The 19,315-nt window shown below is 67.5% G+C and carries 20 protein-coding genes and 1 pseudogene; 13 read left to right on the top strand and 8 right to left on the bottom strand.

Going from position 1 to position 19,315, the window contains the following annotated elements:
- Nucleotides 1-126: 126 nt before the first annotated feature.
- Entirely contained in the window at nt 127-1,038 is a 912-nt protein-coding gene (locus BME24068_RS11445; protein ID WP_174926117.1) for an EamA family transporter, read from the top strand.
- Between the two features lie 45 nt (nt 1,039-1,083).
- Here the strand turns inward: BME24068_RS11445 and BME24068_RS11440 are convergent, their stop codons facing one another.
- A complete protein-coding gene (locus tag BME24068_RS11440) occupies nt 1,084-1,557 on the bottom strand; it encodes an Lrp/AsnC family transcriptional regulator (protein ID WP_006479071.1) in 474 nt (157 codons plus the stop codon).
- Between the two features lie 321 nt (nt 1,558-1,878).
- Here BME24068_RS11440 and BME24068_RS11435 point away from each other — a divergent pair, with 321 nt between their 5' ends.
- The 6 genes from BME24068_RS11435 (at nt 1,879) to BME24068_RS11410 (ending at nt 6,237) form a co-directional block, all read left to right on the top strand.
- The gene (locus tag BME24068_RS11435) at nt 1,879-3,264 is read left to right on the top strand and encodes an amino acid permease (RefSeq protein WP_096498734.1); all 1,386 of its coding nucleotides are present in this window, start codon (nt 1,879-1,881) and stop codon (nt 3,262-3,264) included.
- 63 nt (nt 3,265-3,327) lie between these two features.
- A complete protein-coding gene (locus tag BME24068_RS11430) occupies nt 3,328-4,530 on the top strand; it encodes an amino acid aminotransferase (protein ID WP_096498732.1) in 1,203 nt (400 codons plus the stop codon).
- A gap of 127 nt (nt 4,531-4,657) precedes the next feature.
- The gene (locus BME24068_RS11425; RefSeq protein WP_096498730.1) at nt 4,658-5,056 is read left to right on the top strand and encodes a DUF488 domain-containing protein; all 399 of its coding nucleotides are present in this window, start codon (nt 4,658-4,660) and stop codon (nt 5,054-5,056) included.
- Between the two features lie 117 nt (nt 5,057-5,173).
- The gene (locus BME24068_RS11420) at nt 5,174-5,464 is read left to right on the top strand and encodes a DUF1488 family protein (protein WP_096498728.1); all 291 of its coding nucleotides are present in this window, start codon (nt 5,174-5,176) and stop codon (nt 5,462-5,464) included.
- A 16-nt stretch (nt 5,465-5,480) separates the two neighbouring features.
- Nucleotides 5,481-5,720 carry a UDP-glucose 4-epimerase gene (locus tag BME24068_RS11415; protein WP_096498726.1) on the top strand — a complete coding sequence of 80 codons (240 nt, stop codon included), beginning with the start codon at nt 5,481-5,483 and terminating at the stop codon, nt 5,718-5,720.
- Between the two features lie 163 nt (nt 5,721-5,883).
- Entirely contained in the window at nt 5,884-6,237 is a 354-nt protein-coding gene (locus BME24068_RS11410; RefSeq protein ID WP_174926116.1) for a metal ABC transporter ATPase, read from the top strand.
- A gap of 23 nt (nt 6,238-6,260) precedes the next feature.
- Here the strand turns inward: BME24068_RS11410 and BME24068_RS11405 are convergent, their stop codons facing one another.
- From BME24068_RS11405 to lhpI, 3 genes are all read right to left on the bottom strand, one after another.
- Nucleotides 6,261-7,040: a helix-turn-helix domain-containing protein gene (locus BME24068_RS11405; RefSeq protein WP_096498722.1), complete on the bottom strand. Its 780-nt coding sequence runs from the start codon at nt 7,038-7,040 to the stop codon at nt 6,261-6,263.
- 17 nt (nt 7,041-7,057) lie between these two features.
- A complete protein-coding gene (locus BME24068_RS11400) occupies nt 7,058-7,462 on the bottom strand; it encodes a response regulator (RefSeq protein ID WP_096498720.1) in 405 nt (134 codons plus the stop codon).
- Nucleotides 7,463-7,646: 184 nt separating this feature from the next.
- Nucleotides 7,647-8,582, bottom strand: coding sequence for a bifunctional Delta(1)-pyrroline-2-carboxylate/Delta(1)-piperideine-2-carboxylate reductase (lhpI, locus tag BME24068_RS11395; protein ID WP_174926115.1), 936 nt, complete (start codon nt 8,580-8,582; stop codon nt 7,647-7,649).
- Between the two features lie 264 nt (nt 8,583-8,846).
- Here lhpI and BME24068_RS11390 point away from each other — a divergent pair, with 264 nt between their 5' ends.
- The 4 genes from BME24068_RS11390 to BME24068_RS11375 all read left to right on the top strand — a co-directional run bounded on the left by BME24068_RS11390 (nt 8,847) and on the right by BME24068_RS11375 (nt 14,673).
- Nucleotides 8,847-9,584 carry a FadR/GntR family transcriptional regulator gene (locus tag BME24068_RS11390; RefSeq protein WP_174926114.1) on the top strand — a complete coding sequence of 246 codons (738 nt, stop codon included), beginning with the start codon at nt 8,847-8,849 and terminating at the stop codon, nt 9,582-9,584.
- Nucleotides 9,585-9,703: 119 nt separating this feature from the next.
- On the top strand, nt 9,704-10,825 hold the full coding sequence (locus BME24068_RS11385; protein ID WP_174926113.1) for a branched-chain amino acid ABC transporter substrate-binding protein: 1,122 nt from the start codon (nt 9,704-9,706) through the stop codon (nt 10,823-10,825).
- Between the two features lie 63 nt (nt 10,826-10,888).
- A complete protein-coding gene (lhpH, locus tag BME24068_RS11380) occupies nt 10,889-11,896 on the top strand; it encodes a trans-3-hydroxy-L-proline dehydratase (protein ID WP_174926112.1) in 1,008 nt (335 codons plus the stop codon).
- Nucleotides 11,897-12,096: 200 nt separating this feature from the next.
- Nucleotides 12,097-14,673, top strand: coding sequence for a penicillin-binding protein 1A (locus tag BME24068_RS11375; protein ID WP_174926111.1), 2,577 nt, complete (start codon nt 12,097-12,099; stop codon nt 14,671-14,673).
- Between the two features lie 34 nt (nt 14,674-14,707).
- On the opposite strand, the gene BME24068_RS11370 is transcribed toward BME24068_RS11375, so the two are convergent.
- The 3 genes and pseudogenes from BME24068_RS11370 to BME24068_RS11360 all read right to left on the bottom strand — a co-directional run.
- Entirely contained in the window at nt 14,708-15,457 is a 750-nt protein-coding gene (locus tag BME24068_RS11370) for an SDR family NAD(P)-dependent oxidoreductase (RefSeq protein WP_096498708.1), read from the bottom strand.
- A 229-nt stretch (nt 15,458-15,686) separates the two neighbouring features.
- Nucleotides 15,687-16,097, bottom strand: coding sequence for a DUF427 domain-containing protein (locus BME24068_RS11365; protein ID WP_174926110.1), 411 nt, complete (start codon nt 16,095-16,097; stop codon nt 15,687-15,689).
- Between the two features lie 174 nt (nt 16,098-16,271).
- Nucleotides 16,272-16,454: pseudogene (locus BME24068_RS11360) on the bottom strand (SDR family NAD(P)-dependent oxidoreductase); the annotation flags it as partial.
- A gap of 148 nt (nt 16,455-16,602) precedes the next feature.
- Between BME24068_RS11360 and BME24068_RS11355 the strand changes: the two are divergent.
- A complete protein-coding gene (locus tag BME24068_RS11355) occupies nt 16,603-17,484 on the top strand; it encodes a LysR family transcriptional regulator (protein WP_174926108.1) in 882 nt (293 codons plus the stop codon).
- 72 nt (nt 17,485-17,556) lie between these two features.
- Here the strand turns inward: BME24068_RS11355 and BME24068_RS11350 are convergent, their stop codons facing one another.
- Complete coding sequence (locus BME24068_RS11350) at nt 17,557-18,303, bottom strand: SDR family NAD(P)-dependent oxidoreductase (RefSeq protein WP_174926107.1); 747 nt, start codon at nt 18,301-18,303, stop codon at nt 17,557-17,559.
- Nucleotides 18,304-18,753: 450 nt separating this feature from the next.
- On the opposite strand from BME24068_RS11350, the gene BME24068_RS11345 reads away from it, so the two are divergent.
- Entirely contained in the window at nt 18,754-19,083 is a 330-nt protein-coding gene (locus BME24068_RS11345; protein ID WP_096498698.1) for a DUF4148 domain-containing protein, read from the top strand.
- Nucleotides 19,084-19,315 lie beyond the last annotated feature (232 nt).

Below are 19,315 nucleotides of genomic sequence, written 5' to 3'. Positions count from 1 at the left end.
ATTCGGCCGGGGGGCCGGCCGCTGCCCCGTGCGCCATGTCCGGCGGGCGATAGCGTGCCGCGGGCAGGGTCGGGCCGGCGGTCGCGCAGCCGGTCGTTTTTGACAATCGCGTGACGTATTCATACGATGGTCGGCCCGCGGCGACGATTTCGCGTTGCCGGCCGTCAGCGAGTATTCAGCGTGCCGATTCCCGTTTTGTTTGCCGTGTTGTGTGCCGCGTTCCTGCACGCGTCATGGAATGCGCTCGTGCGCAGCAGCGGCGACCGGCTGCGTTCGGCCACCGTGCTGCAGATCGCGATCGGGCTGTTCGCGCTGCTGTTCCTGCCGGCCGCCGCGCCGATCTCGCCCGCGAGCTGGGCCTGCGTCGTCGCATCGGCGGTGATCCATGTGGTCTATACGCTGCTGCTGGTGCGCGCGTACGAACACGGCGATCTGACCGTCGCGTATCCGGTCGCGCGCGGCACCGCGCCGCTGCTCGTCACGCTGGGCGCGGCGGCGTTCGCCGGCGAGCGGCTGAACGTGGGCGCGCAATGCGGGCTCGTGCTGATCTGCGCCGGGATCATGGCGATCGGGCTGGAGCGTGGACGCGGTGCGCGGCACCGGATGAAGCAGGTATTGCCGACCGCGTTTGCAACCGGCGTGTCGATCGCCGCGTACAGCGTGGTCGACGGGATCGGCGTGCGCGAAAGCGGCAGCACGATCGGCTATACCGCGTGGATGTTCGTGCTGACCGGGCTGATGATGGCCGTGTACTACCGGTTGCGGGCGGGGCCGCTGCGGTTCGCGCAGGATGTCGGCGAAACCGCGAAGGCCGCGTGCGGCGGCGTATTTGCGGCGCTCGCGTACGGGATCGTGATCTGGGCGATGGATCGCGCGCCGATGGGCCCCGTGTCGGCGTTGCGCGAGACGAGCGTGGTGTTCGCGGCGCTGATCGCACGCGTGTATCTGGGCGAACGGCTGACGCCGCGTCGGGCGGGCGGGTGCGTGGTGATCGCGGCGGGGGCGTTGCTGATCAGCGCGTTTGAAGCGGTGCGGTGAACACGGCAATCGAACGACGCATGGCCCGGCGTATCGCTTGACGCCTCAGCTCTCCACCGGCATCGCACTCGTGCACTTGATCTCGTCGAGGCACACGCTCGAATGCACGCCGCTCACGCCGGGAATGCGCATCAGCGTTTCGAGCAGGAACGTGGACAGCCCCTTCAGGTCGTGCGCGACCACTTTCAGCACGTAGTCGATGTCGCCGGTCACCGAGAAACATTCCTGGATCTGCGCCAGATCCGACACCAGCTTCTGGAACTTCGACAGGTCGCGGATATGCCCGCGCTCCATCGTCACGTGCACGAACGCGGTGACGCCGAAACCGAGCGTATCGGGGCAAAGGCGCGTCTCGTAACGGCGGATCGCGCCGATCTCTTCCAGCCGGCGGTGGCGTCGCAGCGTCTGCGCGGGCGACAGGCCGACGGCCTTCGCCAGATCGAGGTTCGACGCGCGGCCGTTCTCCTGCAGCACCGACAGCAAGTGGCGATCAATCCGATCGAGAACCGGTTCAGGCATTTTTGTTTCCTCATCTGTCTCCCGGATGCAATCTTATCTCATAATGTAGGGTTTGCATGAGCGGGTTACGCAACCCGATTTCGTCGTCGCGACGCTAAACTGACGCCGGATTTTCGTGTGCGACCGCAGCAATGCGGCGAAGACGACAGTCGGCGGCCGGTCTGGCGGGCCCGTCGACGCGAATCATCGGGCGTTGCCACGCGAAGATTGCAGTCCCCAACCCGGTGGCTCCACGAACGGTCGCCGGCACAGCAAAACAGCGCCCGGCACACCGAGGCGCGCCGCACCGCTTCCGGCGGAGGCGGAGAGAGTGGAGAAGACATGGTTTCTGGAAACGAGAAGGACGGCCTGAAGCGGGGGCTGAAGAATCGCCACATCCAGCTGATCGCGCTCGGCGGCGCGCTCGGCACGGGGCTGTTCCTCGGCATCGCGCAGACGATCAAGATGGCCGGCCCGTCCGTGCTGCTCGGCTACGGGGTGGCCGGCATCATCGCATTCTTCATCATGCGCCAGCTGGGCGAGATGGTCGTCGACGAGCCCGTCGCCGGCTCGTTCAGCTACTTCGCCGACAAGTACGTCGGCCACTTCACCGGCTTCCTGTCCGGCTGGAACTACTGGGTGCTGTACATCCTCGTCAGCATGGCCGAGCTGTCCGCCGTCGGGATCTACGTGCAGTACTGGTGGCCGGGCGTGCCGACCTGGGTGTCGGCGCTGGTGTTCTTCGTCGCGATCAACCTGCTGAACCTGGCGAGCGTGAAGTCGTACGGCGAGACGGAATTCTGGTTCTCGATCATCAAGGTGGCCGCGATCGTCGGGATGATCGGTTTCGGCGGCTGGCTGCTCGCGAGCGGTCATGCGGGGCCGGAAGCGACCGTCGCGAACCTGTGGCAGCACGGCGGCTTCTTCCCGAACGGCGTGTCGGGGCTCGTGATGTCGATGGCGGCGATCATGTTCTCGTTCGGCGGGCTGGAGCTGATCGGCATCACCGCGGCCGAAGCCGACGATCCGAAGCGCAGCATTCCGCGCGCGACCAACCAGGTGATCTACCGGATCCTGATTTTCTACATCGGCGCGCTCGCCGTGCTGCTGTCGCTGTATCCGTGGGAGAAGGTCGTCTCCGGCGGCAGCCCGTTCGTGCTGATCTTCCACGCGCTGAGCAGCAACCTGGTCGCGAACGTGCTGAACGTGGTCGTGCTGACGGCCGCGCTGTCGGTCTACAACAGCGGCGTGTACAGCAACAGCCGGATGCTGTTCGGCCTCGCGAAGCAGGGCAACGCGCCGAAGGTGCTGTGCTCGGTGAACAAGCGCGGCATTCCGCTCGCCGCGCTCGGCGCGTCGGCGCTCGCGACCGGCGTGTGCGTGCTGGTCAACTACTTCATGCCGGGCAAGGCGTTCGAGGTGCTGATGGGCCTCGTCGTGTCGGCGCTGATCATCAACTGGGCGATGATCACGCTGATCCACCTGAAGTTCCGCCAGGCCAAGCGTATCGCCGGAGAGCAGACTTCCTTCCGCAGTCTGGGCTATCCTTTCACGAATTACCTGTGCCTGGCGTTCATGGCCGGCATTCTCGTCGTGATGTACCTGACACCGGATCTCCGCCTGTCGGTGTACCTGATCCCGGTATGGCTCGCGGTGCTCGCGATCGGGTATCGCTTCCGTCAGAAGAATGCGGGCTACGCGGTGCGCGACGGCGCGTCCATCCGCTGACACCGACGCTGCACGCAGGCCAGGCCACCACCGATCATTCTTCCAAACGAGACCGACATAGCCATGTTCGAACACATCGACGCGTACCCCGGCGACCCGATCCTGACGCTCAACGAGAACTTCCAGAAAGATCCGCGCGATCAGAAGGTCAACCTGAGCATCGGCATCTATTTCGACGCCGAAGGCCGGATTCCCGTGATGGGCGCCGTGCGCGAAGCCGAAACCGCGCTGCAGCGCGACATCGGCCCGAAGCCCTACCTGCCGATGATCGGCCTGGCCGCGTATCGCGACGCCGTCCAGTCGCTGGTGTTCGGCGCCGATCACCCGGCGCGTGCGGCCGGCCGCATCGCCACCGTGCAGACGCTCGGCGGCTCGGGCGCGCTGAAGGTCGGCGCGGATTTCCTGAAGCGCTACTTCCCGGACGCGCAGGTGTGGCTCAGCGATCCGAGCTGGGAAAACCACCGCTTCATCTTCGAGCGCGCGGGCTTCACGGTGAATACGTACCCGTACTACGACGAAGCGACGGGCGGCCTGAAGTTCGACGCGATGCTCGCGGCGATCGACGCGCTGCCGGCGCGCAGCATCGTGCTGCTGCACGCGTGCTGCCACAACCCGACCGGCGTCGATCTCGACGAAGGCCAGTGGGAGAAGCTGATCGACGTGATCGAGGCGCGCGGGCTGCTGCCGTTCGTCGACATGGCGTACCAGGGCTTCGGCGCGGGGCTCGACGCGGACGCGTTCGCGGTGCGCGAGCTGGCCCGCCGCGGCGTGCCGGCGCTCGTCGCGAACTCGTTCTCGAAGAACTTCTCGCTGTATGGCGAGCGCGTCGGCGGCCTGAGCGTCGTCTGCGAGGATGCCGCCGCGGCCGACCGCGTGCTCGGGCAACTGGCCGGCGCGGTGCGCTCGAACTACAGCAACCCGCAAACCTACGGTGCGAAGGTCGTCGCGACCGTGCTCAACACCCCCGCGCTGCGCAAGCAGTGGGAAGAGGAACTCGCGGCGATGTGCCGCCGCATCGCGCGGATGCGCCAGTCGATCCACGACGGCCTGCGCGATCACGTGAGCGGCGAAGCGCTGACGCGTTACGTCAAGCAGCGCGGGATGTTCACGTACACGGGCCTGACCGAATCGCAGGTCGAAGCGCTGCGCGAAGTGCACGGCGTGTACATCCTGCGTTCGGGCCGCATGTGCGTCGCGGGCCTGAACGACTCGAACGTCGGCATCGTCGCGGATGCGATCGGCAAGGTGCTGAAGAGCGGCGTCTGACCGGCGCGCCGGCGCGCGCCGGATCGCATCGCAGAAACCGGCTGTCTCCGTGCGGAGGCAGCCGGTTTTTTCTTGCGCGGCTGCGGCGCGGCGGTACGATGAGGGATCGAACGCGGGAAGGAGCGGCATGGCTATTCGAATCGTACGGCTGGGCACGCCACGCGCGCCCGGCGAGGGCCTGAGGATCGGCACGGTGCGGCGACCGCCGCGCGGCGTACCGAAGGCGGAATTCGCGTCGCGAAACTACTATGATGTATGGCTGCCGACGCTGTCGCCGAGCGCCGAACTCGTCGCGCAGGCGCTCACCGCCGAAACCGACGCGCAATGGCGCGCGTTCGCGCGGCACTTCCGCGCGGAAATGGCGCATGGCGACGCGCCGAAGGTGCTGGACCTGCTTGCGGCGCTGTCCGCAACGAGCGCATTCTCGATCGGCTGTTACTGCGAGGATGCGCACCGTTGCCATCGCAGCGTGCTGCGCGAGCTGCTGGCGGAGCGTGGCGCGACGATCGACGCGGACGCGGGCTGAACCCGCCCGGCCGCGCGTCGTGCCGCATGGCATCACATGGCCCGGCGAGCCGCTTGACGTGGGTCAAGCGCGCGGCGGCGCACACCACTATGCTCTGGTCATGGAGTCGTTACGACGATGACAGGCGGACAGATGCAGATTGCCTTTCCCCCGGACCCGCCCGAATACTGCGGACGCGATCTGGTCGTTGCGTTTTCGGCGCTGGTCGACGGCCGCTGCGTGCAGTGCGCGGTTACGGCCGAAGCGCTGGAAGACCATTTCGGCGCGCGGTCGCTGCTCGAGCGGGATTTGCTGGATGCGTTCGACGCGCACCGGCCGGCGATCGAGACGATGGCGCGGCGAATGCTCGACGAAATCGGCGGCCGGCCGGTGTTGCTGCATAGCGGTCACTTCCGGCTCGACGACTGATACCGCAGGAGGGCGCATGACACTGCAGGGCAATATTCATGAACGCGACTGGTCGGTCGAAGTCGAGACGCGGCCGTGCGAATCGGGTCAGTTCCGCTGTCGCGTGTCGGTCGAGCACGGCACCGGGCCGGCGCGCTTTCATCACACGTTCGAGCACAGTCATGCGTATCCGACCGAGCACGAGGCGGCGATCGAAGGGCTGCGCGCCGGGATGACGTGGATCGAAATGAAGACGTCGCAGACGTTCAGCGTATGAACGGCGGCGCGTCATACCGGTAGCGGCGCGAACGCGCATCGCCGGGCGCGTGTCGTGCCGGCGGGAAACACGCGCGGTGCCGCCAGATTCAGGCGCGGCGCCGGCGCGGCAGCAGAACAGGCAACGCGGTCGACGAGCGGGCAACGCCGTCAGGAGGAGCGAAATGGGCGTGGGCATGCAGATCGTCTACGTCGGCTGCACGAGCTTCGCCGCGCTGGAAGCCGAAGCGGGGGCGCAACTGGTGCGGCTCGAACGATTCCGCGCGCGGCTCGGCGATTGCCGCCTGGCGATCGAGGCACGCACGTCCGCCGACGGGGGCCGGATTTACGACGTGCGGCTGGAGCTGGTCATGTACGGCTGCGCGCCGGCATCGCTGCCATGCTGCAGCGGTGACGACGTGACCGAGGCGATGTGCTGCGCGTTCGCGCAGGCCGAACGAATGCTGGACGCGTGGCAGGCGGGCGATATCGAAGCGCTCGCGCTGCATGGCGCCGCGACCGGCGGCGCGTCGCGCTGACGCGAACGCAACCCTGACGCCGGTCAGACTTGTGCGAGCGCTTGCGCGTCGATGATCCGCACGCGCTTGCCGCGCGTTTCGACGAGCGCGTCGCGATGGAACCGCGAGAACATCCGGCTGACGGTTTCGAGTTTCATCCCGAGATAGCAGCCGATTTCCTCGCGCGTCATCCGCAGGTTGAATTCCGATGCCGAATAGCCGCGCGCCTCGAAGCGCGCCGACAGGTTCAGCAGGAAATGCGCGACGCGCTGCTCGGCCGACATCGTGCCCAGCAGCAGCATCTGGCTCGATTCGCGGACGATCTCGCTGCTCAGCATCTGATAGAGAAAATGCTGCATCGACTTCATCTCGCGGCACGCGGCTTCGAGCGCGCCGAACGGGATGACGCACACCACGCTGTCCTCGAGCGCGATCGCATCGCAGCAGTGCTGGCCGCCGCCGATGCCGTCCATCCCGAGCGTTTCCCCGGCGATCTGGAAACCCGTCACGTGCTCGCGGCCGTCACGATGCATCATCACCGTCTTGAACGAGCCCGCGCGCACCGCATAGATGCTGTGGAACGGGTCGCCGGTGCGGAACAGCGCGTCGCCCTGGCGAATCTGCCGCGTCGCGCAGATGATCGCGTCGAGGCGGCCGTACTCGGCCGCCGTCAGGTCCGGCGGCAGGCACATCGAGCGCATCGCGCAGACGGAGCAGCGCGCGGCCGGATGTTTGGCGGCGTCGGCGGACGCAACCGCACGAAGGGGAATCGTTGGCCGGGGCTCGACGTACGGGTCGGCTGCACAGGTGGCGGCGGTAGGCATGGGTCACTCTGGCTCGGTCAGGGGTGGTGCGCGCGAGCGTGCACCAGGGATTCGATGGCGCGGCACGCGGCGTCGAATTCGGCGGTCTTGTCGAAGAAGTAATCGGCTCCGGCCGCCGCGCATGCCTCTCTGAATGCCGCTGCCGAATGATTCGTCAGCACGATCGTGACGACGCGCGGTGTCGCCTTCGACAGCATCCCGATCAGGTCGAGGCCGCTGCCGTCCGCGAGCCGCAGGTCGACGATCACCACGTCCGCGTGGCTGCTGTGGATGTGGGTCAGCGCGTCGTGGCCGTCTTCCGCTTCGCCGACGACCACGACGCCGCCGATCGCGCCGACGCGCAGCGCGATCCGTTGCCGGACGGCGATGGCATGATCGACGAGGAACACCCTGAGCATGGCGGGTGGCAGGCTGGCATTCATGCGGGCAGTATCGTGGCCCGCCGCCGAAAAGGAAATCGGCCGAATTGGAAGTTTGTGTAGGCCGCTTCGCCGTGTTGTAGGGCGATTCCTACAACGCGTACCGGCATGCGGCGGCGCGCGCACGTCGCGATGACGGGCGCACGGCGGGCGGGCAGCGGGCGGGCAGCGGGGCGCTGCCGCCGAATCAGTTGCCCTGGCGGGCGTCCAGTGCGTCGCGCGCCGTGCGGCACGCGGCGAGGTCCCACGCCGCGCAGCCGACGCTCTTGAACAGCAGCGGCCCGCTGCGCGCGAATGCGCCGCGCAGCACGTCCGCGAGCGACGCGACCTGCTGCCAGTCGACCTGCGCGACGATCAGGTCGCCGGCCTCGTGGCGTGCGCCGGCCGGATCGTCGACGACGAGCCGGCTATGACGCACGGTGTCGGCGTCGATCTCGGCAGCGTCGGCGGTGAATGCGCCGACGCCGACCACCAGCCGGCCCTCGCGCGCCGCTTCGCGATAGACGGGCGTGCGGCTCGTCGTCAGCGTGACGACGACGTCGATCGCATCGGGAATCGCATCGCCGTCGAGCGGCGCGAGCCGCGGCGCCTGCGCGCGGTGCGCGGCGCAGAACGCGGGCGCGCTGCCGGCGCGCGAGCCGCGCACGTGCAGCCGCGCGTCCGGGAAAATCGCCGCGAGCGCTTCCGCGTGATTGGCCGCCTGCTTGCCGGTGCCGATCAGCAGGATGTCGCGCGGCGCCGTGCCGTGCAGCGCCTGGATGCCGAGCGCCGTGACGGCGGCCGTGCGGCGGCCGGTGACCGTCGGGCCGTCGAGCACGAAGCGCAGCGCGCCCGTCGTCGCGTCGTACGCGCTCACCTGGCCGAGGATCGTCGGCAGTCCGAGTGCGCCGTTGCCGGGGCACACGTTCACGAGCTTGTGGCTGGCAAGGTCGCGTGCGCTCGACGGCATCGACAGCATCACGCCGCCGGCCTGCAGCGGCACCACCAGCCGCTCGGGGCTGACGATTTCGCCGGCCGCGTAGTCGGCGACGGTTTGCCTGAGCGTGGCGAGCAGCGCCGGGTAGTCGAGCAGCGCGGCCGTTTCGGTGGCGTCGAAAGCGGGAATCCGGGAGAGAGCGGTCATCGTGTAGGTCGGTTGCGTCGATGGGCATGGACGACGGGCGCGGGGTGCGCTCGCCACGGAGGCTGCCGGGTAGCGCGACAGCGGATGTTCTGGATCGAATCTATACCAATTTCGGGCCATCCCGCAATCCGGAAAATCGAGCGGATGGCCGATTTTGGTTCTAATATCCGTCCAGATGGGCTGTTGCGCGTATCGGCACGGGTGTCGCTCCGGTATAGTGCGAACCCCTTTCACGTCCACGCCCGCCCGGGCAGGAGCCTGCCGATGATGTCCGCCCGTCCCGAAGCGCTCGAAGCCGGTTTCCGGCCGCTGCAGATCTACGAGCAGGTCGCCGAGAAGATCCGCGACGAGATCCGCGCGGGGCGCTATGCGGCCGATTCCCGGCTGCCGTCGGAGCGCGAACTGGCGGCGCTGTTCCAGGTCGGCCGGCCGGCCGTGCGGGAGGCGCTCGGCGCGCTGCAGAACGAAGGCCTCGTGTTCACGAAGCGCAATTCCGGCACCTACGTCGTGCCGGCGCCGCTCGACGTGCTCGCGCGGCGCGGCGACACGCACGGCACGCCGGACGCGGACTTCAGTCCGACGTCGACGCTCGACGTGCGGCTCATTCTCGAACCGGCGATCGCGCGCCTCGCGGCCGCGCACGGCCGCGCCGATCCCGTCGCCGAGGGCTATCTCGCGCAGATGGAAACCATCACCGACGTCGACGATCCGCAGCAGCGTGCGGTGTGGAACGAGAGCGACCGGCTGTTCCACCGGCAGCTCGCGCTGATGACCGGCGACGCGCTGATCGTGAAGATCGCGGACGAAGTCGCGAAGACGATGGATCAGCCGCTGTGGAAGCGGCTGAAGGACGACGGGATCTACGACGCGGGCCGCATCCGGCTCTACGTGTCCGAGCACCGGCTGATCTACGAGGCGATCGTGTCGGGCGATGCCGATGCGGCCGCGTTCTATGTCGAGCAGCACATCCGTCGCGTGCGGCGCGACATCACGCCGAAATGACGCGCTGCATCGTTCTGGTATTGAAAGGAACCAGATTCTAAAAAGTAATTTTAAAATTGCTTGCGTAGCGACCAGGCGTAGCCTACATTGGTTTCACACAAAACCAATCAGGAGACACCATGCGACACGTCGTTACCGCGCTCTCGGTGGCCATCGCCGCCGGCGCGCTGACTTCCGCCCACGCGCAGGAAGTCGTGATGATCGGCCATTCGGCGCCGCTGACCGGCCCGCAGGCCGCCAATGGCAAGGACAATGAAAACGGCGTGCGGCTGGCCGTCGACGAGCTCAACAAGGCGGGCGTGAAGGTCGCCGGCAAGACCGTCACGTTCAAGCTGCTGTCCGAGGACGACCAGGCCGACCCGAAAGCGGGCGTGCAGGTCGCGCAGAACCTGGTCGACAAGGGCGTCGTCGCGGTGCTCGGGCCGTACAACTCGGGCGTCGCGATTCCCGCGTCGCGCGTGTACGCCAATGCCGGCGTGCCGCTGCTGCCGGTTGCGTCGAACCCGGCGCTCACGCGCCAGGGCTTCAAGAACATCTTCCGGATCGGCGCGAGCGACGAACAGCTCGGCGGCACGATGGCCACGTTCGCCGCGCAAACGCTGCACGCGAAGACGGCCGCCGTGATCGACGACCGCACCGCATACGGGCAGGGCGTTGCCGAGCAGTTCATGAAGGTCGCGAAGGAGAGCGGGATCAAGATCGTCGACCAGGAGTACACGAACTCGTCGGCCAGCGATTTCCTCGGCATTCTCACCAAGATCAAGGCCAGCAACCCCGACGTGATCTTCCTCGGCGGCTATGCGGCGCAGGGCGCGCCGATGGCCAAGCAGATGAAGCAGCGCGGGTTGCGCGCGAAGCTGCTCGGCGGCGACGGCATCTGCTCGGCCGACATGGGCAAGGTCGCGGGCGACGCGGCGTCGATCGTCTACTGCGCACAGGGCGGCGTCGCGCTCGAAAAGACCGCGGCCGGCCGCGAATTCCTGAAGAAGTACCACGACACGTATCACACGGATACGCAGGTCTACGGCGTCAACTACTACGACGGCATGAAGCTGCTCGCCGACGCGATGGTCAAGGCGGGCACGACCACCGACAAGGCGAAGCTGATCGCGCAGCTGGCGAAGACGAACTACGTCGGCGTCGCGGGCACCTATTCGTTCGACGCCAACGGCGACCTGAAGGGCGCGCCGACGACCGTCTACGTGATCCGCAACGGCCTGCCCGAGCCGTACGCGAAGTAATCGTCAACCGGCACCGGGCGGCGGCGAGGCCGCCGTCCGTCGTTTTCACGCATTCGATCGACCATGAAAATTTCCCGATCCCTTTCCACCGTCGAAGTCCACACCGGCGGCGAACCGTTCCGCATCGTCACGAGCGGGCTGCCGCGGCTGCCCGGCGACACGATCGTCCAGCGTCGCGCGTGGCTCAAGGAGCACGCCGACGAGATCCGCAAAGCACTGATGTTCGAACCGCGCGGCCATGCCGACATGTACGGCGGCTATCTGACCGAGCCGGTTTCGCCGAACGCCGATTTCGGCGTGATCTTCCTGCACAACGAAGGCTATAGCGACCACTGCGGGCATGGCGTGATCGCGCTGTCGACCGCGGCGGTCGAACTCGGCTGGGTGCAGCGCACCGTGCCGGAAACGCGGGTCGGCATCGACGCGCCGTGCGGCTTCATCGAGGCATTCGTCAAATGGGACGGCGAGCACGCGGGGCCGGTGCGCTTCGTCAACGTGCCGTCGTTCATCTGGCAGCGCGACGTGTCGGTCGACACGCCGTCGTTCGGCACCGTGACCGGCGACATCGCGTATGGCGGCGCGTTCTATTTCTATGTCGACGGTGCGCCGTTCGACCTGCCGGTGCGCGAAGTGGCGGTGGAAAAGCTGATCCGCTTCGGCGCGGAAGTGAAGGCCGCCGCGAACGCGAAGTATCCGGTCGTGCATCCGGAGATCCCGGAAATCAACCATATCTACGGCACGATCATCGCGAACGCGCCGCGCCATCCGGGCTCGACGCAGGCGAACTGCTGCGTGTTCGCGGATCGTGAGGTCGACCGCTCGCCGACCGGCTCCGGCACCGGCGGCCGCGTCGCGCAGTTATACCTGCGCGGCTTGCTCGCGGCCGGCGACACGCTCGTCAACGAGTCGATCGTCGGCACCGTGTTCAAGGGGCGCGTGCTGCGCGAGGCGACCGTCGGCGACATCCCGGCCGTGATCCCGGAGGTCGAGGGCAGCGCGCATATCTGCGGGTTCGCGAACTGGATCGTCGACGAGCGCGATCCGCTGGCCTACGGTTTTCTGGTGCGCTGAGCGTCGGCGCCCGGTTCCCCCGTTGTACCAGGTTTGGCGCGCCGTCCCGTTGCGGGACGCGCGCCTTTTTTTGCACGTGAACGCGCGCGGCCGGACGCCGTTCTCGCGTGCGCGGGGCGGCTACCCGCCGGTGCGGCGCGCGAGTTTTGGTACGATGCAGCCTTTCCAGCAGATCCCCCACCCGCGTGAATCGCCGAAACGTGTCGTCTGTGCGTGACTTCTGTGCCAAATGGGTCGCGCGCGCCCAACCCGTCGCGGCCGCTGCCGCCGTGCCCGTCAAGCGTGCCCTGGCCGTCGCCTGGCACCATCTTCGTCATCCGACGCGCCGCGGCGTACTGCTCGCGGCCGCCGCGGTGCCGGCGCTGTTCGCGCTGTACGTGGTGGTGCTGATCCCGTTTACGCCGAGCATCGGCGACATCCGCAAGGCGCGGGTCGACCAGCCCGCGCAGGTGCTGTCCGCCGACGGCAAGCTGCTGGCGGAATTCAAGCCGTCGAACCGCGAATGGGTGCCGCTCAAGCAGATCTCGCCGCACATGGTCGACGCGCTGATCGCGACCGAGGACCATCGTTTCTACGAGCACCACGGCCTCGACTGGAAGCGCACGGCGTCGGCCGCGCTCCATACGTTCTCGGGCGACCGCCAGGGCGGCTCGACGATCACGCAGCAGCTCGCGCGCAACCTGTACCCGGACGAGATCGGCCGTGCGCCGACGCTCACGCGCAAGGTGAAGGAGGCGATCACCGCGCTGAAGATCGAGGCCGTCTACAGCAAGGACCAGATCCTCGAGACCTACCTGAACACGGTGCCGTTCCTGTACAACGCGTACGGCGTCGAGATGGCCGCGCGCACCTACTTCGACAAGTCGGCCGACGAACTCGATGTGCTCGACAGCGCGACGCTCGTCGGGATGCTGAAGGGCAACAGCTACTACAACCCGGTGCTGAACCCGGAGCGCGCGCTGCAGCGGCGCAACACGGTGCTCGGCCAGATGGTGAAGTACGGCAAGCTGTCGCCCGCGCAGTTCGCCCAGCTGCAACGCCGGCCGCTGCGCATCGACTTCGAACGCCAGAAGGAGTCGCCGGGGCCGGCGCCGCACTTCGCGCAACAACTGCGCAAATGGCTGATCGGCTGGGCCGACCGCAACGACTACAACATCTACTCCGACGGGCTGATCGTGCGCACCACGATCGACTCGCGGCTGCAGCAGATGGCGACCCAGGCGCTGACGCAGCAGGCGAACCAGCTGCAGGGCATCGCGAACAACGCATGGAGCGGCCTCGACGGCTGCGGCACCGACAACGAGGTGTTCCGTATCTTCATGCGCGAGTCGCCCGAGTACAAGGCTGCGCTGGATGCGGGCAAGAACGATGCGGCGGCGATGAAGCAGCTTGCGTCCGATCGCGGCTTCATGCGCGCGCTGTGCAAGACGAAGACCGACGTGCAGGCCGGCTTCGTCGCGATCGATCCGCGTGACGGGCAGATCCGTGCGTGGGTGGGCAGCCGCGACTTCACGAACGAGCCGTTCGATCACGTCGCGCAGGCGCGGCGTCAGCCGGGCTCGACGTTCAAGCCGTTCGTCTACGGCGTCGCGTTCGCGAACGGGATGAAGCCGGACGACACGTTCATCGACCAGCCGGTCGAGATTCCGCTGAAGGGCGGCGAGATCTGGCACCCGAACGACGACGTGCCGCCGTCGGGCAAGCCGATGACGCTGCGCGACGCGGTCGCGCTGTCGCGCAACCGGATCACCGCGCAGGTGATGGAGAAGGTCGGGCCGGCCGCCGTTGCACGGCTCGCACGCGACATGGGCGTGCGCGAAAGCCCGCTCGAGCGCGTGCCGTCGCTCGCGCTCGGCACGAGCCCCGTGACGCTGAAGGAGATGGTCGCGTCGTACGCGACGATCGCGAACAGCGGGCTGTACGTCGAGCCGCAGATGGTGACGCGCATCGAGAATCGCCAGGGCGACGTCCTGGCCGAATTCGCGCCGGCACCGCCCGAGCGCGCGCTCGATGCCGAGACCGACAAGACGCTGCTCGACGTGATGCGCGACGTCGTCACGCGCGGCACCGGCGGCAGCATCCGCACCCGCTTCGGCATTCGCGGCGACGTGGCCGGCAAGACCGGCACGACGCAGGACAACGCGGACGGCTGGTTCATCCTGATGCAGCCCGGCCTCGTCGCCGGCGCGTGGGTCGGCTTCGACGACGGCCGCGTGACGCTGCGCAGCGACTACTGGGGACAGGGCGCGCACAGCGCACTGCCGATCGTCGGCGAGTTCTTCCAGCGCGCGCAGCGTGCACGGATCGTCGACACGAAGGCGAAGTTCGATACCGAGCCGTCGCCGGGCTGGTTCGCGATGGTGCGCGACCGCGTGACGGACCTGTTCGACGGCTGGTTCAAACCCGAGCCGACGAAGCCGCCTGCGCCCGTCAGGACGCAGCGTATCGAGCGTCAGCCCGAGGCCGATGCCGGCGCTGCGGCGGCTGCTTCCGCCGCTTCCGCTGCATCGGCGCCCGAGGCGGCGTCCGGCGGCGTGGTCGAGGAGTGGGTGCCGGCGTCCGAAGTGGCGGCGTCGGCGGCTGCGCTGTCGGCGGGTGCGTCGCAACTGCAACCGACGCTGCCCGCGCAACCCGTGCAGCCGCCGGCCGCGGGCGGCAGCACGGCGGGCGCGGGCAGCGCAGGCAGCGCGGGGATCGGCGCCGCGCCGGCAGTCGGGCCGTCGGCCGCGCCGGCATCGACGCCGGCTTCGCCCGGCGCCACCGGCGGCTCGGAGTAACGCGCCGCGTGGGGCATGGCGGTTTCTCCGGGTGTCAGAGCTTCGAGCCGCCATCGACACGCAGCGTGTCGCCCGTCACCCAGCGCGCCGCGTCGGAGGCGAGGAACAGGGCCGCGCCTGCGATGTCGTCGGGCTGCGCCACGCGCTTGAGGGCCTGCATGCCGAGGGTGAAGTCCCGGCCGGCATCGGTTTTGGCGAAGTTCGACATGTCGGTCTCGACGACGCCCGGTGCGACGGCGTTCACGCGGATGCCGCGCTCGCCGAGCGATTCGGCGAAGTGCTTGACCAACGTGTCGATTGCGCCCTTGGTCGCGGCGTAGGCCGACAGGTTGCCAACCGAGCTGCGGGCGGCGAGGGACGACAGCAGGATCACGCTGCTCTCTTCACCCAGCACGGGCAGCAGTTGCTGGACAAGGAAGTACGGTGCGCGCACGTTGACGGCGAACAGACGGTCGAAGTCGTCGACCGTCGTCTCCGCGATGGGCGAGGCCTTCGAGATTCCGGCATTTGCAACGAGAATGTCGAGGCGCTCTCCGACCAGCGCGCGTACCTGACGGGCCAGTTCGTGCGGGCCGTTCGCGGTGCTCAGGTCTGCGGCGATCTTCTCGGCCGAACCGCCCGACGCGCGAATCGTCTCGACAACGGATTGCGCAGCCTGTTCGTCGCTGCCGAAATGCACGATCACGCGTGCGCCCGCTGCGGCCAGGGCCAGGGCGGTTGCGCGGCCGATGCCGCGCGATGCGCCCGTGACAAGGGCCGTCTTGCCGTCAAGATCAGTACTCACGATTCATTCTCCTTGGATGACGCGTCGAAAATGCGGGCGTAGCGACTACGGGTTCAGGGCCGGAAACGGGAAACGTCTTCCACGAAACGCTCCGGGTATGGATGGAGCGAGCCGAGATTGGCGGCCGGATAAAGGCTCGGTTGAGCATCGGGGATGTGCCTGTCGGGTTATTTTCAGGTTGCTTCTCCGGTCGCGTGGCGTTCCGCGCGGAAAACGGCATCAAGCGGCATCAAGCGGCCATCGTGCCGGCCGGCAGTTCCTCGATCGAGTCGATCCGGTCGGGGTAGAAGGCCAGATGCTCGCGGATCGGAGCAACGGCTGCGTAAGGATGCTCGTAGGTCCAGACCGCATCGATGCCGCGTTCGCCGGCGATCGGAATCGAGAAGTAGGCGCAGTCGCCCTTGTACGGGCAGTAGGTGGCGTGGTCGGTGCGCGCAAGCTGCGTCATGTCGACGTCCTTGCGCGGGATGTAGATCACGGCCGGGTAGCGTGCCTCGCGCAGCGTGAGCGCGTCGCGGGTATCCGCGATCACCTTGCCGCCAGCCTTGACGACGATTCTCGACGGATGGCGTTCGATCGTGATCGGATGGTCGGGGCCCGGTATCTTGACGGGTTTGTCGTTCGGATGCGTGGTAGACATGATCAACTCCTTGGCGGAACAGCGGAAGCCGGCGGGCCGCACGGACGCAGCCCCGGGATGGTGTGTTCGGCAGGTCTCGGCAGATCGCTGGTTCGGCGGTCCCGCGAGGATGGCCGCCGGTCAGCGCGAGCGTCAGGATCGAGACCACGGCAGGCCCCACGCCGAAGTACATTGAACGGCATGGGCACGACCGCCCGCAGCCGTGATGTCGGCGACGACCGCCTTGGCCTGGCGCGCACCACGGCGATAGCGAACGACGACCCGGGCGCCTGCCTGCGCGAGCGCAAGCGCGGTGGCGCGTCCGATGCCGCGAGACGTGCCGGTGACGAGCGCGGTCTTTCCTGTCAGGGTGGTCATGATCGTCCTTTCGGCAGATAACCGACGTTGAGGCGACGGAGCGTTTGGTCGGATGACGTGATCGAACGATAGTCGCCGCTTGTTCGCGCGAAAAAGACTTTGTAAGCTGGACTCCATGCCTGTCAGGCATGCCTAAAGGAACGCGAGCATGGAACTGCGTCATCTTCGTTATTTCGTCGCGGTGGCCGAAGAGGGCAGCCTGACCGTCGCGGCGGAACGTCGGCTGTACACGTCCCAGCCGTCTCTGAGCCGGCAGATCAGGGACCTCGAGTACGAAGTGGGCGCGCAACTGTTCGTGCGTAGCGCGCGGGGCATCGAGCTGACCGACGCCGGCAAGGCATTTTTGGACCATGCGCGCCTCGCCCTTGCGCAGGTCGATGCGGCGCGCGATGCGGCGCGACGGGCGGCGCGTCCGTCGAAGCAGACGTTTGCCGTCGGCTTTCTGAGCGGGCAGGAGGTGACCTGGCTGGGCGAGGCGACCCGCGTGCTCGCGAGCGATCTGCGCGGCATCGAAATGACGGTGTCGAGCGAGCACTCTCCCGATCTCGCGGAGGGATTGTCGACCGGGCGGCTGGACGTCGCCTTCATGCGTGCCGAAGCCGGCCGGCCCGACCTCGAATACGTGACGGTCGCGCGCGAGCCTTTCGTCGTGCTCATGCCGAGCGACCATCGCCTCGCGGCCTTCGACGAGATCGACGTGCGCGAACTGGCGAACGAATTGTTCATCGGCGCCTCGGACGTCGCGGGCCCCATGCGCGGCGCGATTGAAAACTATCTGGCGACCAACGATGTCGCCATCGAGCCCGCGCATCGCGTCCATAACCTGACGATGGCGATGTCGCTCATCGCGTCGACGGGCGGCGTTGCACTGCTGCCCGCGTATGCCGAGAAACTGCTGCCCTGGTCGGTGACAAGCCGGCCGCTGAAGGGCGAACCGCCGAGCATCGCGCTGGTGGTCGGCTATAACCGGAACAACCGTTCGGCGATCCTGTCGACGTTTCTGTCGCGCATCGACCAGATCAGGCAATAAGCGGCGCAACGGCAGGCCGCGCGCCGAAACCCGTGACGCGAGCGGGAAGCGGCGCCGCCCGCGTCGAAAGCCTCAACCCGCCGTCTTGCCGCCGTCGACGGTGAGGATCTGCCCCGTGACAAACGCGGCACCGTCGCTCGCCAGGTAGAGCACCGCCGCGGCGATGTCGTCGGGCCGGCCGATTCGCGCGAGCGGAACCGTTGCCGCGAGCGAGGCCTTGTTCTCCGGCGTGCCGGTGAAACGGTCCAGCATGCCCGTGTCGGTGGGGCCGGGCGCGACGGCATTGACGCGAACGCGCGCCGATGCGGCTTCGAGCGCAGCGGATTTCGTGATGCCTTCCACGGCGTGCTTGCTTCCCGCATACACCGACGCGAATGCCGCGCCTTCATGACCGTAAGTCGAAGATATGTTGATGATGCTGCCGGCTTGCTGTGCGGTCATCACGCGCAGTTCATGCTTGAGACTCAGCAGCGTGCCGAGCACGTTGGTGTCGAAGGTATCCGCGTAGCGCTCGGCAGTCTGATCGACCACCGGTCCCGGTTTGCCTTCCGTGCCGGCATTGTTGACTGCAACGTCGAGCCGGCCGAACCGGGCGACGGTTTCGTCGACGAGGTGGCGGACGTCTTCGTCGCGGCGTACGTCGGCCTGCACGAAGAAGGCCTGTGCGCCTGCTTCGCGCAATTCGGCTTCGAGCGCCGACCCTTCCGCGGCACGGCGGCCGGACACGACGAGGCGCGCACCCGCGCGGGCGAATGCAAAAGCGGTGGCGCGGCCGATGCCCGTGAGGGCGCCGGTGATCAGGACGGCGGGTTGGTTCATTTTGCGGCTCCAGTCGGGTAGGTTCATGTCAAACGCAACGCAGGGAGAGCTTCGATGAGTGCGCTAGCTCGTGCAGGCAGCGTAACGTTGCGGCGCGAAACGGAAAAAGACTTTCCAGGCTCACCCGCATGCCTGCGAAGCATGGTTCCGGAGCCGGCGCAGGGCGGGGGCACGACCCGGCTTCCACCGCAGCGCGTTGTCGTTGTATCCGGGGCTGTCGCGAAATGGCGAATCGGCCGGGCCGAGCGCCGTCAGCTCGGCCTATTGGGTTCGAATGCGGCCGCAATCGTCTGATAATTCAACCGAGTGCGCGTTGATTGTATGGATTCCGTCAACAGTGAATTAGCGATTTAGGTATTTACCCTGAGTTTGGCCGCGCCTAGACTTCTGTTCATGCGCAACGGACCACAAGTCCTGAGCGCCTGACAAAACAATCTGGAGGTAAGCATCATGAAATCGCTGATCAAGGCAGTTGCACTGGCCGCTCTGGTGGCCGCACCGGTCGTCTCGTTTGCCCAATCGAACCAGCAGCCGCTGACGCGCGCTCAAGTGCGTGCCGAGCTGGTGCAGCTCGAAAAGGCCGGCTACAACCCGAACGACTGGATGAACTACCCGGAAAACATCCAGGCTGCACAGGCGAAGATCGCCGCAGCGCAGGGCACTGGCGCGTCGGTTGACGCGACGGGCTACGGCGCGAACCCGAGCGCGACGTCGCAGTCCGGCCAGCGCGTGGTCGTGCCGGCCGCAGCCGATCGTTCGTCGGTGTACTTCGGCCACTAAGCCGTTCGCTGCACGGCGGTTTCCGAACCGCCGCCCCGTCGTACCGAAAAGCCCGCACTCCGATCGAGCGCGGGCTTTTTTGCGTCCGCGGCCCGCGCGGCGCCGGCTGACAATCCGCTGCGCGTACGCTAGCATCGCGGACGGTACCGACGCGGTACGACAGCCGTTGCGCCTGGGGGGCCGGCGCCGGCCTGTCCGCAGCACCGCGTGCCGGCGCGCGGCAGCATCGCCA

The sequence above is a fragment of the Burkholderia anthina genome, from assembly GCF_902498995.1.
Lineage (GTDB): Bacteria > Pseudomonadota > Gammaproteobacteria > Burkholderiales > Burkholderiaceae > Burkholderia > Burkholderia anthina.
The sequence above is the reverse complement of the archived record's forward strand: the minus strand, read 5'-3'. Positions and strand labels throughout refer to the sequence as shown.

Coding starts and splice junctions, on each gene's coding strand:
- BME24068_RS11350 (WP_174926107.1), bottom strand. CDS start 18,303: ATGAACCAACCCGCCGTCCTGATCACCGGCGCCCTCACGGGCATCGGC.
- BME24068_RS11410 (WP_174926116.1), top strand. CDS start 5,884: ATGGGCGTGGGCATGCAGATCGTCTACGTCGGCTGCACGAGCTTCGCC.
- BME24068_RS11435 (WP_096498734.1), top strand. CDS start 1,879: ATGGTTTCTGGAAACGAGAAGGACGGCCTGAAGCGGGGGCTGAAGAAT.
- BME24068_RS11365 (WP_174926110.1), bottom strand. CDS start 16,097: ATGTCTACCACGCATCCGAACGACAAACCCGTCAAGATACCGGGCCCC.
- BME24068_RS11345 (WP_096498698.1), top strand. CDS start 18,754: ATGAAATCGCTGATCAAGGCAGTTGCACTGGCCGCTCTGGTGGCCGCA.
- BME24068_RS11445 (WP_174926117.1), top strand. CDS start 127: ATGGTCGGCCCGCGGCGACGATTTCGCGTTGCCGGCCGTCAGCGAGTA.
- BME24068_RS11405 (WP_096498722.1), bottom strand. CDS start 7,040: ATGCCTACCGCCGCCACCTGTGCAGCCGACCCGTACGTCGAGCCCCGG.
- BME24068_RS11390 (WP_174926114.1), top strand. CDS start 8,847: ATGATGTCCGCCCGTCCCGAAGCGCTCGAAGCCGGTTTCCGGCCGCTG.
- BME24068_RS11415 (WP_096498726.1), top strand. CDS start 5,481: ATGACACTGCAGGGCAATATTCATGAACGCGACTGGTCGGTCGAAGTC.
- BME24068_RS11430 (WP_096498732.1), top strand. CDS start 3,328: ATGTTCGAACACATCGACGCGTACCCCGGCGACCCGATCCTGACGCTC.
- BME24068_RS11385 (WP_174926113.1), top strand. CDS start 9,704: ATGCGACACGTCGTTACCGCGCTCTCGGTGGCCATCGCCGCCGGCGCG.
- BME24068_RS11440 (WP_006479071.1), bottom strand. CDS start 1,557: ATGCCTGAACCGGTTCTCGATCGGATTGATCGCCACTTGCTGTCGGTG.
- BME24068_RS11420 (WP_096498728.1), top strand. CDS start 5,174: ATGACAGGCGGACAGATGCAGATTGCCTTTCCCCCGGACCCGCCCGAA.
- BME24068_RS11400 (WP_096498720.1), bottom strand. CDS start 7,462: ATGAATGCCAGCCTGCCACCCGCCATGCTCAGGGTGTTCCTCGTCGAT.
- lhpH (WP_174926112.1), top strand. CDS start 10,889: ATGAAAATTTCCCGATCCCTTTCCACCGTCGAAGTCCACACCGGCGGC.
- BME24068_RS11355 (WP_174926108.1), top strand. CDS start 16,603: ATGGAACTGCGTCATCTTCGTTATTTCGTCGCGGTGGCCGAAGAGGGC.
- BME24068_RS11425 (WP_096498730.1), top strand. CDS start 4,658: ATGGCTATTCGAATCGTACGGCTGGGCACGCCACGCGCGCCCGGCGAG.
- lhpI (WP_174926115.1), bottom strand. CDS start 8,582: ATGACCGCTCTCTCCCGGATTCCCGCTTTCGACGCCACCGAAACGGCC.